This is a genomic window from Borrelia sp. MN22-0132, from assembly GCF_049201035.1.
Lineage (GTDB): Bacteria > Spirochaetota > Spirochaetia > Borreliales > Borreliaceae > Borrelia > Borrelia puertoricensis.
Map to the genome: position 1 here is coordinate 336,832 of NZ_CP138334.1, position 15,088 is coordinate 351,919.

General features: G+C 29.8%; 13 protein-coding genes and 2 pseudogenes. 4 read left to right on the plus strand and 11 right to left on the minus strand.

Translation table 11 applies throughout. The features are described 5' to 3' along the window. Nucleotides 1–7 precede the first annotated feature (7 nt). The 7 genes and pseudogenes from R5397_RS01515 to R5397_RS01545 all read right to left on the minus strand — a co-directional run bounded on the left by R5397_RS01515 (nt 8) and on the right by R5397_RS01545 (nt 6,416). Nucleotides 8–382, minus strand: coding sequence for a response regulator (locus R5397_RS01515; RefSeq protein ID WP_025375568.1), 375 nt, complete (start codon nt 380–382; stop codon nt 8–10). A gap of 37 nt (nt 383–419) precedes the next feature. Beyond that, on the minus strand, nt 420–2,192 hold the full coding sequence (locus R5397_RS01520; protein ID WP_421622652.1) for a hypothetical protein: 1,773 nt from the start codon (nt 2,190–2,192) through the stop codon (nt 420–422). After that, complete coding sequence (locus R5397_RS01525) at nt 2,192–3,343, minus strand: CheB methylesterase domain-containing protein (RefSeq protein ID WP_421622653.1); 1,152 nt, start codon at nt 3,341–3,343, stop codon at nt 2,192–2,194. The genes R5397_RS01520 and R5397_RS01525 overlap by 1 nt, the downstream gene beginning before the upstream one ends. A gap of 33 nt (nt 3,344–3,376) precedes the next feature. After that, nucleotides 3,377–5,017: pseudogene (locus tag R5397_RS01530) on the minus strand (chemotaxis protein CheA); the annotation flags it as partial. Between the two features lie 179 nt (nt 5,018–5,196). Next, nucleotides 5,197–5,530, minus strand: a pseudogene (locus R5397_RS01535) (Hpt domain-containing protein); the annotation flags it as partial. 23 nt (nt 5,531–5,553) lie between these two features. Next, nucleotides 5,554–5,865 (minus strand): STAS domain-containing protein, encoded by a 312-nt coding sequence (locus R5397_RS01540; protein WP_421622654.1) that lies wholly within the window; start codon nt 5,863–5,865, stop codon nt 5,554–5,556. A 14-nt stretch (nt 5,866–5,879) separates the two neighbouring features. Beyond that, nucleotides 5,880–6,416, minus strand: coding sequence for a chemotaxis protein CheW (locus R5397_RS01545; protein WP_421622655.1), 537 nt, complete (start codon nt 6,414–6,416; stop codon nt 5,880–5,882). Nucleotides 6,417–6,908: 492 nt separating this feature from the next. Between R5397_RS01545 and R5397_RS01550 the strand changes: the two genes are divergently transcribed. From R5397_RS01550 to R5397_RS01560, 3 genes are all read left to right on the plus strand, one after another. Further along, complete coding sequence (locus R5397_RS01550) at nt 6,909–7,424, plus strand: DUF3996 domain-containing protein (protein ID WP_421622656.1); 516 nt, start codon at nt 6,909–6,911, stop codon at nt 7,422–7,424. Between the two features lie 374 nt (nt 7,425–7,798). Next, on the plus strand, nt 7,799–8,314 hold the full coding sequence (locus tag R5397_RS01555) for a BAPKO_0422 family outer member beta-barrel protein (protein WP_421622657.1): 516 nt from the start codon (nt 7,799–7,801) through the stop codon (nt 8,312–8,314). A gap of 129 nt (nt 8,315–8,443) precedes the next feature. Further along, nucleotides 8,444–8,983: a BAPKO_0422 family outer member beta-barrel protein gene (locus R5397_RS01560; protein ID WP_247065699.1), complete on the plus strand. Its 540-nt coding sequence runs from the start codon at nt 8,444–8,446 to the stop codon at nt 8,981–8,983. A 14-nt stretch (nt 8,984–8,997) separates the two neighbouring features. On the opposite strand, the gene gnd is transcribed toward R5397_RS01560, so the two are convergent. Continuing rightward, the gene (gene gnd / locus R5397_RS01565; protein ID WP_421622658.1) at nt 8,998–10,392 is read right to left on the minus strand and encodes a decarboxylating NADP(+)-dependent phosphogluconate dehydrogenase; all 1,395 of its coding nucleotides are present in this window, start codon (nt 10,390–10,392) and stop codon (nt 8,998–9,000) included. A 120-nt stretch (nt 10,393–10,512) separates the two neighbouring features. On the opposite strand from gnd, the gene htpG reads away from it, so the two are divergent. Next, nucleotides 10,513–12,360 carry a molecular chaperone HtpG gene (htpG, locus tag R5397_RS01570; protein WP_421622659.1) on the plus strand — a complete coding sequence of 616 codons (1,848 nt, stop codon included), beginning with the start codon at nt 10,513–10,515 and terminating at the stop codon, nt 12,358–12,360. A gap of 33 nt (nt 12,361–12,393) precedes the next feature. Here htpG and crr read toward each other — a convergent pair whose 3' ends face one another. From crr to R5397_RS01585, 3 genes are read right to left on the minus strand one after another with little or no spacing between them, the layout of a single operon-like run. Then, on the minus strand, nt 12,394–12,963 hold the full coding sequence (gene crr / locus R5397_RS01575) for a PTS glucose transporter subunit IIA (protein WP_421622660.1): 570 nt from the start codon (nt 12,961–12,963) through the stop codon (nt 12,394–12,396). A gap of 3 nt (nt 12,964–12,966) precedes the next feature. After that, on the minus strand, nt 12,967–14,688 hold the full coding sequence (ptsP, locus tag R5397_RS01580) for a phosphoenolpyruvate--protein phosphotransferase (RefSeq protein WP_421622661.1): 1,722 nt from the start codon (nt 14,686–14,688) through the stop codon (nt 12,967–12,969). Between the two features lie 15 nt (nt 14,689–14,703). Further along, on the minus strand, nt 14,704–14,964 hold the full coding sequence (locus R5397_RS01585; RefSeq protein WP_011772499.1) for an HPr family phosphocarrier protein: 261 nt from the start codon (nt 14,962–14,964) through the stop codon (nt 14,704–14,706). Between the last annotated feature and the right edge of the window lie 124 nt (nt 14,965–15,088).

Below are 15,088 nucleotides of genomic sequence, written 5' to 3' on the forward strand. Positions count from 1 at the left end.
ATAAAAGTTAAAATATTTTTGATATTGTCTGCATAAGAGTGTCGGGATTGAAAGGTTTAACAAGCCAACCAGTAGCACCAGCTTTACGCCCTTCATCAACTTTTGACTGCTCAGATTCAGTAGTTAAAACAAGTATTGGAACAAAACTTCCAAACTCCCTTATCTGTTTAATTACCCCTATTCCATCCAAATTAGGCATATTGATATCCGTAATAATTAGATCAAAATCTTTATCACTCTGTCCAACGGCTTCCTTAAACTTAGATACACCCTCTAACCCATCTTGGGCCTCAGAAACTCCAAAACCATTCTGCTCTAAAATGTAAGCAACACTTTGCCTAATAGCTCTATTGTCATCTATAACCAAAATCCTTTTTTGCATGTAACGCTCCTAAAACCACATAAAAAGTATACAAAAGTTAGAATAAAATTACACTACCCTCATCAAATGAATGAACGTCCTTTTCATCCTCGATAAGAGACAATAAATATTTTTTATGAACAAACAAAGTAAACCTATTAGCAATTCTGCGAATAAATTCTTTATCTTCAATTTCAACACACTTAAGACCATTTTTCAATAACTCTAAATCAAGAGTACTATTAATATCATTGTCCATTTCCATTAAAGTCTTTTCAAGATTTAAAAGATCCATTCTCAAATTCTTAATATTATGAATACCTAACTTTACTTCTTCAAATATTTCTAAAAAATCAACTGGAAAGATTTCATAGGATAATACCTGATCAAGAGCAATCTTTTTTATCTCAAAAATATTATTCTTTATTTCCATAAAAAGCTTTTTAAATTTGTTAAAATAATTTCTCTCAAGATAAAATCTATTATCACAATCTTTCACAACTTTTTCAAAGAAAAATATTATTTGGGACAAAAACTCTCGTCCTTTGGTAATATTTAGCTCAATATCACTAATAATTTTTGACATTTCAGAAATATTACCTTCCATATCATCAAGTTCAACTCTCTTTACAACCTCTATTTTGGAAGCTATATTAATATTTTGAAACCTAGAAGAGATAGCTGAAATATTCGAAAACATTAATTCCAAAGATTTAACAAGCTTAATCTGTTCATAATAAAGATTTAAAAAATTAGAATTATTTTTTTCAACATCATCAATCCTTTTAAGTAAATTCGATAAAATCACGGAAAAAGATTCAACTGATCTTGAAATATCAATATATGAAGAATTATCTGACTTTAAATCATTAATGACCTGCATAGAAGAAATCGATGTGTCAATAAATTCTTCAAAAGCCATCAAATTTTCATCCAACTTAGCAATAACATCTTCAACTATCATTCTGGATGAATTTGTAAAAACAGATAAGACTTTTAACTTTTGAACCTCACTTATATCTCTAAACTTAAAAACATCAATGCTTGAATACATAATATTTAGATGATACAAAGACTGAGTAAGCCTATCTTGAAACTGGAGATAAGATACAGCATTTACAAACTTAAATTTAAACTCACTAAGTATACTTAATACATTATCATAAAAAGCAATAACTTCGCCAATACCCCCTGAAAACTCATCTATATTTTTAATCAAATTATCTTTAAATTCCTCAAGAATTTTATTCTCAGCCGTATTATTTTCAAGCACCTGATCCTTAGCACGATCAAGTCCAACTTTAATATCTCTACCCCTACTAGTTAGCTGGTCTGCTTGCTTAATCATAGATTGAGTTAAAGTCTTAATCTCATTTGTAATATAAGAAAAAGCACCTCCTGCTCTCCCAGCCCTCATAGCAACAGTCAATGTATTAATCGACATTATTTCCATATCAATAGAACTTTTCTTCATCTTTTCAATTACATCTTCAAGAATCTCTATATCTTTAACCTTATCTCTTATAACGCTAAACTGTACTTCAAGCAATTCGGTTGAAGAATTAAAATAAGATACAAAATCATTCAATACCCTTATTACTTTAGAGATAAAGTTATTCAAAGAATAATCATTATCAATATCAAGATTAGAAATAAACCCAATATTAAAAGATAAATCTTTAATATCTTTAGAAAGTTTTTCTATTAATTTAGGAATTGATTTACTTAAACTGGCATAAACTTGCCTTGAATGACTATCAAAAACCTCAAGTTCAACAAATAATTTATTAATATGCGGATCAATATCCAGAAATTTAACATCATCTTCCATTAAGATCTCCTTAAAATATATTCAGATATTTTATTTAAAGGAAGAACCTTATCTACAGCACCTATTTTTATTGCCTCCATAGGCATTCCAAATACCACAGACGTTACCTGATCTTGAGCAATGTTATATGCGCCACTTCTCTTCATCTCAAGCATACAACAAGCACCATCATCTCCCATTCCCGTAAGCATAACTCCAATAGCATTTTCCCCTGCATACATAGCAGCAGAACGAAACAAAACATTAACAGAAGGCTTATGTCTACTAACTAAAGGACCATCTAACAAATTAACAAAATAGTTCCCATTAGCATACTTCACAATTAAATGATAATGACCATTGGCAATTATTACAAGACCAGGCCTTAAAATATCTCCATCTTCAGCCTCTTTTACATCAATTTCAAGCTCATTATTCAAACTCTTTGCAAAAGATGTTGTAAAACCCCCTGGCATATGCTGAACAATAACAATTGGGGGAGAGTCTCTTTTAAAAAACTTTAAAAATACTCTTAAAGCCTCAGTACCACCAGTTGAAGAACCAACAAAAATAACTTTTCCGGTTTTATTTTTATTAATAACACCTTGATATTTCAGAATAACATCTGGATCATTCTTAGGAGCAACATTAATAACATCGGCAACTTTATAGCTTTTTGTTATACCAGAAATACTGCCTTCAGATTTTTTACTCTCAAACTTAACAAAAGAATCAGGGGCTTTTATTCTCTTAGTCTCAAAAGAAGCAATAAATTTATTACCAGCCAGTTTCTTGATCTCAGATTTTATTAAATCCAAATAATCACTTCTAAATAAATTAACTGTAAGTTTAAAGTTAAGTTTATTTATTATTAGTTTAATTTTATCTCTCTTAGATTCAAGAAAACCAAATTTTGGATAAACTTCATCTTCTGCTATAAAAATAACAGGAAGTGAAATATTATTAAGAACATTACTAAGCGCATTCCCAAAATGAGACTTGGCAGCATTTTCATCAACAATAACCAAATCGGGGAATTTTTGTAAAAAAACATTAATAAGGTTTAAAGAATTAGAACCTGGATTTAATATTTCAACATTCACATCCCTAGAAAAAGTCCTAACAAAAACCTGTCTTATCAGACCTTGAATATCAATTATCAATATTTTCATTATAAAAGCCCAAATATATTATGTTAAAGAATATTACCTTATAACCTTAGTTATTGTATCAATATCAACTACTAATGCTAGACTACCATCTCCAAGTATTGTAGCTCCAGAAACCCCTTCTACTTTAGAATAAATTTTACCTAAAGTTTTTATAACGGTCTGATATTGTCCTAATACCTCATCCACCACAATTCCTATTTTACCACTATTTGTATTAACAACAACAACATGCTCACTATCACTCTTTTCATCAGATATTTCAAAAAACTCTCGCAAACGTATAAAGCTAATCATGCTTCCTCTATAACTCATAACATTACTATTACTTTCAAACCCATACACCTTAGAAATTAATTTATCAGCTTCAAGACAAGACTCAACACTAGAGAGAGGCACAATAAAATGTTCATCTTTTACTCTAACAAGCCACCCTTCAATAATTGCCAAAGTCAAAGGAAAAATTAACTTTATGCGAGTATATTTGCCAAATTCACTCTCAAGAATCACATTTCCTCTAAGAGACTCTACCTGTTTTTTAACAACATCCATTCCAACACCACGCCCTGATACATTTGTCACAACATCAGCTGTTGAAAATCCTGGTTCAAAAATTAAATTATAAATATCCACATCTGATAAAGTTCTTGAAACAGTCTCCGATATTATATATCTCTCTATAGCTCTCTTAATTATTTTATGCTTATTAAGTCCTCTACCATCATCTTCAATAATAATAATCACAGAATCACCTGATTGATGCGCAGAAAGCTTAATGACACCTTGCGGATCTTTTCCTGCCTCTATTCTCTCTTCGGACGGTTCAATGCCATGATCAATTGCATTCCTTATTAAATGCACTAAAGGTTCATTTAATCTTTCAATAATACTTTTATCAAGAACAGTATCACCACCTTGTGCATGATAACGAATTGATTTGCCAAGCTGAGCAGATAAATCTTTAACTATTCTTTGAAATTTTACAAATAAAATCTCAATAGGAACTGTTCTAAGTCCTGTAGTATAATCTCTAAGCTCATTAATAAGTAAAGAAAATTCAGCTGAAATTGAATTTAAAATATTATTATTACTACTCTCAGCTTCTTTTGCAAGCTTAGACTGAATCGTAACAAGTTCACCAACAAGATTGACCAAATGATCCAATTTTTTTGAATCAACCTTAATACTTGCAATGTTTACTTTACTCTTAGCAGTATCATCATTAAAACTAGCTCCACCCTTAAGAGCCGTTTTACTACATATCTCTTCTGTTTTTGACGAATTCTGTTTTTCTTTAGAGCAGACTTCATCAACACCTTTATCTAAATTATTTACTAAGGAATCAAGCTCAAAGGCTTCAGGTATATCATAAGATGAATCAACTTCTTCAACAACAAATTTTGACTGTCCATCCAAAAATATAAAAATATCTTCTATAGAACTTTTACTCTCTTCTGTCTCTAGCTTGACTTCCCACTCAACATAAACATTATCAGGAGACATTAATTCCAAGTCAGGAATGTTTTTCACCCTAGCCCTAACTTGTCCATTTCCTAAATCTAATAATTTTTTTAAAAAATTGATAGGTTTATGACCATGAAATAAAATCCCCCTTGAAGGCGAGAAAAGAATTTTATAAATTTTAGTCTCAACATTTAAAGCTTCATCTTCAAATTTACCTTGCTCCAAAGATGAATCCAAGAGAACTCCTTGTGAATCCAAATCATTAGATAAACTTATCCGATCTTCCTCAGTAGAACTTAAAACTGAATCAGTATTTAACCCGACATAAACACCCAGTCTAAATCCTTTTTTGATTGTATCTATCAGAATTTTTTCACGATTTTTATATGCACTCTCATCAATAGCCTCATCTCCTTCAATTAGTTCACGAATAAAATCAACTGCCATTAAAGTAGCATCAACAGTATCCTGATTAAATTCATCAGAACCTTCCTTTATAGGATCAAGAACAGTTTCTATTTCATGCACAAGAGAAGCTGTTAAATTAAAACCAAACATTCCTGCACTACCTTTAATTGTATGAAAATTTCTAAAAATAGAATTGATAACCTCTCTTCCTGATTCAAACTCAATATTAAGAAGTGCATGCTCAATATCTGAAATATTTTCTATAGACTCCTCTTTAAAAGAATCTTTAAATTTATCTATCATATCACTACTATTCATAAATTGCCCTTAAATACATAAAACTAAAATTCAATTAAACTAAGGCCTAAATCTAAGTGATCAATATCTTCAATATCATTTAAAAATCCACCATATATCAATAAACTTAAAACCTCATCCGATGGATATTCTATCTTTATAAATAAGTTTCTATCTTTAGCATATTTATTGGAAGCATACAAAATTTGTATAAAAGTAACATCTATTTTCTCTACATTTGAAAGATTCATTACAAGAGTCTCTTTTTCTTTCATCTCTTTAAAAATATTTAAAAGATCTTCTTTAACTTTAAAGATGTTGTTTACTACAAGTTCTCCTTCTGGATTATAAATCATAACACGTAAAACTCCTATTGATCACAATCAGGATCATATATTGTAGTGTTTTTAAAACTGGCAAGTTCTTTAATATCAAACAGATTCTCTACATCAAGAATAATAATAAATTTATTATTACGCTTACCAATTCCAGATATAAACCTCGAATTAAATCTCGTACCAATCTTTGGAGCCTCATCAATATCAGATAAACTTAGCTCAAGAACCTCATTAACATAATCTACCAAAATTCCAAGATTCAATTCATCACCTTCATATATCAAATTTAATATGATGATATTTGAAATATTAACGTCTTTTTTCTTAAGCCCATCATCACTAACTCTACGATCCTGCATACCAAATTGCTTTCTAATATCAATTACTGGAACTATTTTTCCTCTATTATTGATTATCCCTGCCATATAATCAGGAGTTCTTGGTATTTTTGAGATTTTAGTATACTCTAAGACTTCAACAACATATTTAATTTCAATCGCATAAAGCTCATCTAAACTAAACAAAAGATACTGATTTAATGTACCCTGTAAATCGGTTTCTAATTCCATAAATGCCTCTTAATAATATAACTAATAATACAAATAGAATACTCCATAAGTCTTATTCAAAATTCACATATCTCATATATTCTCATGTATCAATTATAAATCAAAAATTTAAATACTAAACAAATATAAAACAATGTTCAAACATAATACATAATATAAATAAAAATATAAATGTTCATCACTGGTAAGTTACTAAAAATAATAATACCTGATAACTTGGTTTCTATAAACAATACTCACAAAAGAACATTTGAAATAATCTAAGCAAAAACATAATCAAACTTTCACAATGGTAATAAATTACTAAACCTAAAATTTACTCTTATTAGTCAAATAATAACAATTATCCCATAAAAGGATGACTTGAGTATAGACAACAATTGGATAAACAATAAATAATAAGAAACACTTTCTCTTTATTGTAAACCTATTGAATTACATCAATCCAGAATTAAAATTTATATTAAATTTTATAATAAAGGAAAAAAACTTATGAAAAAAAAGAGCATGCTTGCTTTAATGCTTATGTTAGTATCAATATCTGCTTTTGCAAATTCAACATCAAAAGCAAGAAACAAATTTGGTATGGGAATTTTACTGCCATTTCCAATTGCATTAGAATTCAATATTGGAAATTTTGACATAGACTTAGGTTCCTACAGTGGGACAAACAACTTTTTTAAGGATTGGCAAACTTTATTCCTTGCAATAGACTACATCTTTTACACACATACTCTTGAAGAAGCAGACAACATGCTAGACTTTGCTGTTGGAGGCGGCGGGTATGGAACAATATGGTTATCAAGATGGAGCAACAATAAAATAAATAGTGGACCAATGAGCTTAGGAGCAAGATTACCACTGATCATAAATCTTGCAATAGCCAGAAAAAAATTTGATATATTCTTAAAAGTAGCACCTGGTCTTGGATTAAATATTTGGAGTAGAGGAGTTGGATTTAGATGGGAAATATTTGCCGGACTTGGTATGAGACTTTGGTTTGCATAAAAATAACTGATTATCACATCAAGAGAAGTACTTAAGTATTTCCTTTGACAAATTAAGTAAAATATCAAAATAAAATTTCAACATATGCTTAAAAACATCAAATGACCCTACTCCCAAAAAACTGCTATTATCCCAAAGTCATAAACGATTCAAATAATATGTATATTAAAAATCATCAACAACAAATTTCATTGCACAACTTAAAACTAAACTGAAATTATGAAGATTATTGATCTCTATAACAATATTTAACAAAACACTCACAAAGCATAAATATTCAACCTACTAAAATTTTTAAATATGACAATTCATAATACTACTTCTCTTTGAAAACAATCGGGTATATACTTAAAAATAAGAGGATTTATCAGTACATGAAAAAAACAATCTTAATCTTACTACTAATAAACTACTTTAATGTTTCAGCAAAAGAGTCTCACACAAATAAAGGTTATTTCGGAATTGGAATACTAGGTCCATTATCAAACGCATTTCAACTGGTTTTAGGTAAAAACATCACAATAGAAATTGGAATTTATAACGGATTAAAAAATTTATTCAACAATTTCAATACATTATTTGCTTCCCTAGAGTTCACTGCACTCTCATCAGATTCGTCAGAACAATCTAAAGCGATAGATGCTTCACTAGGGATCGGAATTTATGGGTTATGGTGGATACCTGAATGGCAAAATACCCGCAAAACGTATAATTCGACAAACATAGGAATTAGAATATCGCTCACCCTAAATTTACCAATTATCAAAAAAAATTTTGACATATTCTTAAAAACAGGACCGGGTATCAATATTTGGGGTATTGGTGGTGGCAATCCAAAACAAAAATGGGAAGCATTTGCTGGGCTTGGTATGAGACTTTGGCTTGCATAAAAATAAACAGAATTATAAACATTTCAAATTTTAAATAAAAATTAAATCAACAAAATTCATCCTATAAAATATTATTAATCATTAAAAATAAAATATAATGATATAGAAACATTAATTATTGGAGATTTAATGCAGAAATTAGTGCTAATAGCAATACTAACAATAAACATATGGGTCAGTGCATCTGGAAAAAGCTCATATTCAGATAGAAAAATAGGATTTGGAGGAAGCATTGGAAACCCAATATTTAATTATATTATGTCATTCCCATTTATAGATCTTGAAATAGGTTATGGGGGAACTAATGGTATTAATCTCTCAGAAGGCAAACTCAAATCAAAAAAATATGATTTTAACGTATTTGTACTCTCAACCTTAGATCTAATATTAACAATACCATTAATAGAAAAATTATCTATTGGAACAGGCATTGGGGGAAATATACACATATCATCTAACAAATCAAATTTCATAAACATGGAAATAGGATTTGGATTTAGAATTCCAATAGCTATTTTTTATGATTTAACAGAACAAATAGAATTAGGTCTTAAAATAGCACCTTCAATAGAATTTGTATCAAACGCAAAATCCATTGCATATCACCACCTCTATGCAGGACTGAAAACAAATATAATGGGTGGAATATTCATTAAATACTATATTTAAACACCAATCTCAAATCATTCCCAAGTACTATGGAAAAATTCACCTCTATTTGAATCAATTCTTTCAAAATTATGTGCACCAAAGAAATCTCTTTGAGCCTGAATTAAATTGGCTGGTAAATAATTAGTAGAATAAGAATCTAAAAAAGACAGACTTGCATAAAATGCTGGCAAAGGTATCCCAATTTCACTGGCTTTTGAGACTATTCGCCTTAAAGACTTATGATGATTTCTTATTATATCTAAAAAATAATCATCAAAAACTAAATTAATAAGATGTGGATTCTTATCATAAGCCAATTTAATCTTATCCAAGAAAACACTTTTAATTATACAACCCTCTCTCCAAATCAAAGAAATCTTTCCCAAGTTCAAGTCCCAAGAATAATTAACAGATGCACTCTTAAGCATCATAAAGCCCTGAGCATAAGCTAGTATTTTGGACACTAAAAGAGCATAATAGAGGTCTAAAATCCAATCACTCAAATCAAATGCAACAGAATCCACGTCCATTTTAAGAATATCACTAGCAATTACTCGTTCATGTTTTAATCCCGACAAAAACCTAGCAAACACAGACTCAAAAATTAAATTCGCTGGCACATTTAATTGCAAAGCTTCAATTGATACCCACTTCCCAGTACCTTTTTGATTTGCAACATCTAAAATTTTATCAAGTAAATATTCATTATTTTCCTTATATTTTAAAATTTTAGATGTTATTTCTATTAAATAACTAGAGAGATCACCTTCTCCCCACTTGTCAAATACTTCGGAAATTTTTAAATTATCTAAATTAAAAGCTCTCTTCATAAAAAAATATGCTTCACCAATGAGTTGCATATCTGCATATTCAATTCCATTGTGAACCATCTTTACATAATGTCCAGCTCCACTCTCACCAACATAAGCAGAACAAATATCTCCCATACTTGTTTTAGCAGCTACTTTATTTAAAATAGGCTCAATTAATCCATAAGCTTTTTTGTTCCCACCATACATCAACGAAGGTCCAAATCTTGCACCTTTTTCACCACCTGAAATTCCAAGTCCAACAAAATAAATATCCTTAGAAGATAATTTTTTCTCTCTTTTTATTGTATCTTTATAATGAGAATTTCCACCATCAATAATAATATCGAATTTTTCAACTAAAGGTAAAATTTGTTCAATGACTTCATCAACAGCTGAATTTGATATCATTAAAATGATCTTTCTAGGTTTTTTTAAGCTTCCAATAAAATCCTCAATATTTTTAAATCCATTAATCTTTTTATGAACATTGTTTACAAGGAAAACTTCTGTCCTATCATTATCTCTATTATAAACAGAAACATTAAAACCGCTATCAGCAATATTTAACGCCAAATTACTCCCCATAACTCCTAGCCCATAAACACCAATATCCATTGCACTATCCTCTACCCTAATTTTTTTATTACAGACAAATTTACTTTATTCATTATTTTTAGATTATGTTATATTATAAAAAAAGTAAAGATTAAAACAAATGCAAGATAGGAGAATTATATGAAAAAACAATTTGATACAGAGGTTAATGATTTACTTTATTTAATCATACATTCTCTTTATTCTCATAAAGAAATATTTTTACGAGAATTAATATCAAATGCCTCTGATGCCATTGATAAGCTTAAATTTTTAAACTTAACAAACGAAAAATTCAAGGATATCAAACTAGATCCAAAAATAGAAATAAGCTTTGACGAAAAACTCATTAAAATAAAAGACAATGGTATTGGAATGAACAGAGAAGACCTGATTAATCATCTTGGTACAATTGCAAAATCAGGAACTAAAGAATTTATAAATAACCTAAAAAAAGATGAAAAAAATGCTGCAAGCTTAATTGGGCAGTTTGGAGTTGGATTTTACAGTGCTTTTATTGTCGCTGACAAAGTTGAACTTGTAACAAAAAAAACATTGGAAGACACTGCCTATCTCTGGTCTAGTGACGGAAAAACAGGATATGAAATAAATAAAACAGAAAAAGATGAATATGGAACTGAAATAACCCTTTATCTTAACGAAGAAGGAATTGAGTATACCAACAAATGGAAAATTCAAGAGATTATCAAAAAATATTCAAATCACATAAGTTATCCTATCTTCATCAAGTACAAAGAACCCTTGATGAAGGATGGAAAACAAGAAGGATTTGAAGAAAAGGAAGATAAATTAAATGATACAACAGCAATTTGGATAAAAAATAAAAATGAAATAACTGATGAAGAATACAATGAATTTTATAAAAATCTAACCTTTGATTATGAAAATCCATTAATTCATATTCATACAAAAGCAGAGGGAAATATTGAATATACAAATCTCTTTTATGTTCCAAGCAAAGCCCCCTATGATCTGTACTACCCAAATACTAAACCTGGTGTAAAATTATTCATAAACAGAATTTTTATCACAGATTCTGCAGACAGTTTACTTCCAAATTACTTAAGATTCATAAAGGGAATAATAGATTGTCAAGACTTGCCCCTAAACGTAAGTAGAGAAATTTTACAGCAAAACAAAATATTGGCCAAAATAAAGACATCTTCTGTAAAAAAAATACTTAGTGAACTTGAAAAGTTAAGTGAGGCAGATAATTCTAAATTCAATGAATTTTCCAAAGAATTTGGAAGATGTTTAAAAGAAGGGGTTTATTCTGACTTTGATAACAGAAGCAAACTTATATCCCTAATTAGATTTAAATCTTCTCACGTAGATGGACTTGTATCTTTAAGAGAATACAAAGAGAGAATGCCTGAGGAACAAAAAAGCATATACTATATAACTGGAGGAAGAGAAAATATACTCAAAATTAATCCAATTGTAACTGCTTACAAAGAAAGGGGATACGAAACTCTCATTATGGATGATGAACTTGATGAGGCAATTTTAAATTTCATCACAGAATATGATGGTATAAAGTTAAAAGCAATCAATAAAAACGAAACAAGTGACGAACTAAAAGATGAAAATTTCAAACAAATGGAAGAAGAATTCAAAGACATCCTACTTAAAGTAAAAAAAATACTTGAAAATAATGTCAAAGATGTGTCACTATCAGCAACATTAACACAAGAACCATCAGCAATAATCATTGATAGTGCTGACCCCACTTATCAAATGCAAAGAATTATGATATCAATGGGACAAGAGGTTAAAGAAATAAAACCTATTCTTGAACTCAATCCAAACAATAAAATAATTCAAAATTTAAAAAATCTAGATGATGCAAACTTGGAAAAAATAAGCATTATTCTTTTTGAAGAAGCAATGATAACTTCAGGTCTACAAAGCAAAAACCCACGTCAATTTATAAACATAATAAATGAAATGTTAGAACAAAACATATAATGAAAGTAAGTTCGCAAACTTATGCTTGCGAACTTATTTTTTAACTCTAAGAACCAAATCTTTGCCCACCTCAACAGGTTTAGTCTGAGATATCTTAGTTTTAATGTCTTCTGTTAAAGTAGTAGAAGAAGGTACAATATATTCAGAGCCATCATCAAGCTTCCCAAACACATACTCAATGCTTGAAACTTCATCAGAATTTGCAATAACAACAGGCGTAACTACTGACTCTGCATGAGCCTTTAAATACTCAAGGTCCAGTCTAATAATAACATCACCTTGCTTGACGCTCATACCCTCCTCGGCGACTCTTGTAAAACCCTTACCATTCAAATTAAGAGTATTAATACCAAAATGCACAAAAATTTCAATACCCTCTTTAGTTTCAAGGCTAAAAGCATGATTGGTTTTAAAAATTTTACCAATATTTCCATCACAAGGCGCAACTAATTCACTTCCAGTTGGCATAATTGCAATTCCATCGCCAACTATCTTCTCAGCAAAAGCTTCATCTGGAACTTTATCAATTGACACAACTTTTCCACTAACAGGCGCTATTAAATCCAAAGTAGCAGACTTTTTAAAAAAACCCAAAAAACCCATATACTAATCTCCTATATATTTATCTAAAAATTTTAAAGTCTCTGATTCTGACTTACTATTTAAAACTTTACTTGCCAATTCACTTAAGTCAGACATTGTATATTTGCTTAGCAAATACTTAATTCTAAGTGAAGCACTAGGAACCATACTTAAAGATCTAACTCCAAGCCCAATAAGAATTAAAGCTCCAGCCTCATCTCCCCCAAGCTCACCACAAACAGAAACATCAATGTCAAAATTATTACCAGCATCAAGAACATTTTTAATCAGCCTTAATACAGCAGGATTATATTTATCGTATAAATTTGATATCTTTTGATTACCCCGATCCACAGCCAAAGTATATTGGGTTAAATCATTAGTACCAATACTAAAAAAATCCAATCTGTCAGCAAAGTCAGATGCCATTAAAGCAGCTGAAGGAACTTCTATCATACACCCGACTTCCAAATTTTCATCAAAAGGTAAATTCCTAGACTTTAAATTTGTTTTAGCTTTATTTACAAAATAATTAACTATATCAAGTTCCTCATATCTAGTAAGCATAGGAACCATGATTCTTATTTTGCCATAATGACTAGCCCTAAAAATCGCATTAAATTGACTTTGTATTAAATCCTCATAGTCCATATACATCCTAAGAGCACGATATCCTAGAAAAGGATTATCTTCCTTTGGAAATTTAAAATATGGAATTTCCTTATCTCCTCCAATATCAAGAGTACGAATAGTAACAACACCTTTTTTTTCAATAGTGTCTACAACTCTCTTATAGGCCTCAAACTGTTCATCCTCTGTTGGAGGCTTTACAGATTCCATATATAAAAATTCTGTCCTAAAAAGCCCTATACCATCAAGCCCATATTTATTAACATAAAAAATATCTGTAGAAGTTCCAATATTAGCCTTCAGAGATATCTTAATACCGTCTTTTGTCTTTGCATCTTGGTTTTTTAATGCGAAAAGCTCTCTCTCATACTCATTATACTCTAATATCTTATGTGCATATTTATCTAGTTCACTTGATGAAGGATCACCAATAATTATTGAAGACAATCCATCAATTATCAACTGTTCACCTTCTTTAATTTTAGCAATATCCAAAGGTGTCATCACAAGAGCAGGAAGTCCCATTGTCCTTGCCAAAATAGCAGCATGAGAAGTCTCACCACCAACTGTAGTCACAAATCCCTTAACATAACTTAAATCAACCTGCATTGTATCAGAAGGTGTTAATTCTTCAGTAATCAGAACCACATCTCTTTTAACCTCAGAGAGATCAGTCACCTGATCTAAAATATTTGAAATAAGCCTATTTCTAATATCTTTAAAATCAGAAGCTCTCTCTTTTAAATAAGAATCTGTATATTCTTCTACACTCGCAATTAATTCTTTAAAAGACAGATAAACAGCATAAGCAGCACAATAATTTTCATTCTTAATAAAATTTGTAACAGAATCAGAAAATTCATCATCCTCAATCACTAATATCTGTCCTTCAAAAATGCCTTCCTTATCAACACCAAATTGATCCACAGCCTTCTTTGTAAGCTCTCTAAGTGCAGATATAGCTTTTGATTTAGCATCATTAAATTTTTTTATCTCATCATCAATTTGTAAAGAAGCAATTTTTGATTTATCAATAAATTTATCAAAATCCTTTTTAATAAAAAGAGCCTCTCCTACACCTATCCCTTTAGATATTCTTTTCCCCGATAAAGTCATATAAACCTTCCATACCTATTCTTTAAAAGATTCAATGAGCTCAACAAGTTCAGTAACAGCCTTTTCTTCATCATCACCATCAGCACAAACCACAAGCTTCTTACCAGAAGATAATTCTAGAGTTTGTAATCGAAATAAACTTTTTCCACTAACAGATTTTCCATCAGCTTCAATAGTTATATCACTAGCATACTCCTTAGCTTTTTTGACAAACGTTGATGCCGGTCTAACATGCAAGCCATTAACAGCGTTAATTGTAGCTTCTTTTTTTACCATAAACTTAAGCCCCTTATTTGAATAATTATTTTTTGATTAAGTTATTAACAAATAAATATTATAATGCATAAAAACAAATTGATAAATTAATTCTATTGCTTTTATATTAAAACTATGCCAAAAA

What these genes read in the sequence shown, in the direction of transcription:
- R5397_RS01560 (WP_247065699.1), top strand. Translation starts at nt 8,444, where the DNA reads ATGCAGAAATTAGTGCTAATAGCAATACTAACAATAAACATATGGGTC.
- gnd (WP_421622658.1), bottom strand. Translation starts at nt 10,392, where the DNA reads ATGGATATTGGTGTTTATGGGCTAGGAGTTATGGGGAGTAATTTGGCG.
- R5397_RS01540 (WP_421622654.1), bottom strand. Translation starts at nt 5,865, where the DNA reads ATGATTTATAATCCAGAAGGAGAACTTGTAGTAAACAACATCTTTAAA.
- R5397_RS01550 (WP_421622656.1), top strand. Translation starts at nt 6,909, where the DNA reads ATGAAAAAAAAGAGCATGCTTGCTTTAATGCTTATGTTAGTATCAATA.
- crr (WP_421622660.1), bottom strand. Translation starts at nt 12,963, where the DNA reads ATGGGTTTTTTGGGTTTTTTTAAAAAGTCTGCTACTTTGGATTTAATA.
- R5397_RS01545 (WP_421622655.1), bottom strand. Translation starts at nt 6,416, where the DNA reads ATGGAATTAGAAACCGATTTACAGGGTACATTAAATCAGTATCTTTTG.
- R5397_RS01520 (WP_421622652.1), bottom strand. Translation starts at nt 2,192, where the DNA reads ATGGAAGATGATGTTAAATTTCTGGATATTGATCCGCATATTAATAAA.
- R5397_RS01555 (WP_421622657.1), top strand. Translation starts at nt 7,799, where the DNA reads ATGAAAAAAACAATCTTAATCTTACTACTAATAAACTACTTTAATGTT.
- R5397_RS01525 (WP_421622653.1), bottom strand. Translation starts at nt 3,343, where the DNA reads ATGAAAATATTGATAATTGATATTCAAGGTCTGATAAGACAGGTTTTT.
- R5397_RS01515 (WP_025375568.1), bottom strand. Translation starts at nt 382, where the DNA reads ATGCAAAAAAGGATTTTGGTTATAGATGACAATAGAGCTATTAGGCAA.
- ptsP (WP_421622661.1), bottom strand. Translation starts at nt 14,688, where the DNA reads ATGACTTTATCGGGGAAAAGAATATCTAAAGGGATAGGTGTAGGAGAG.
- R5397_RS01585 (WP_011772499.1), bottom strand. Translation starts at nt 14,964, where the DNA reads ATGGTAAAAAAAGAAGCTACAATTAACGCTGTTAATGGCTTGCATGTT.
- htpG (WP_421622659.1), top strand. Translation starts at nt 10,513, where the DNA reads ATGAAAAAACAATTTGATACAGAGGTTAATGATTTACTTTATTTAATC.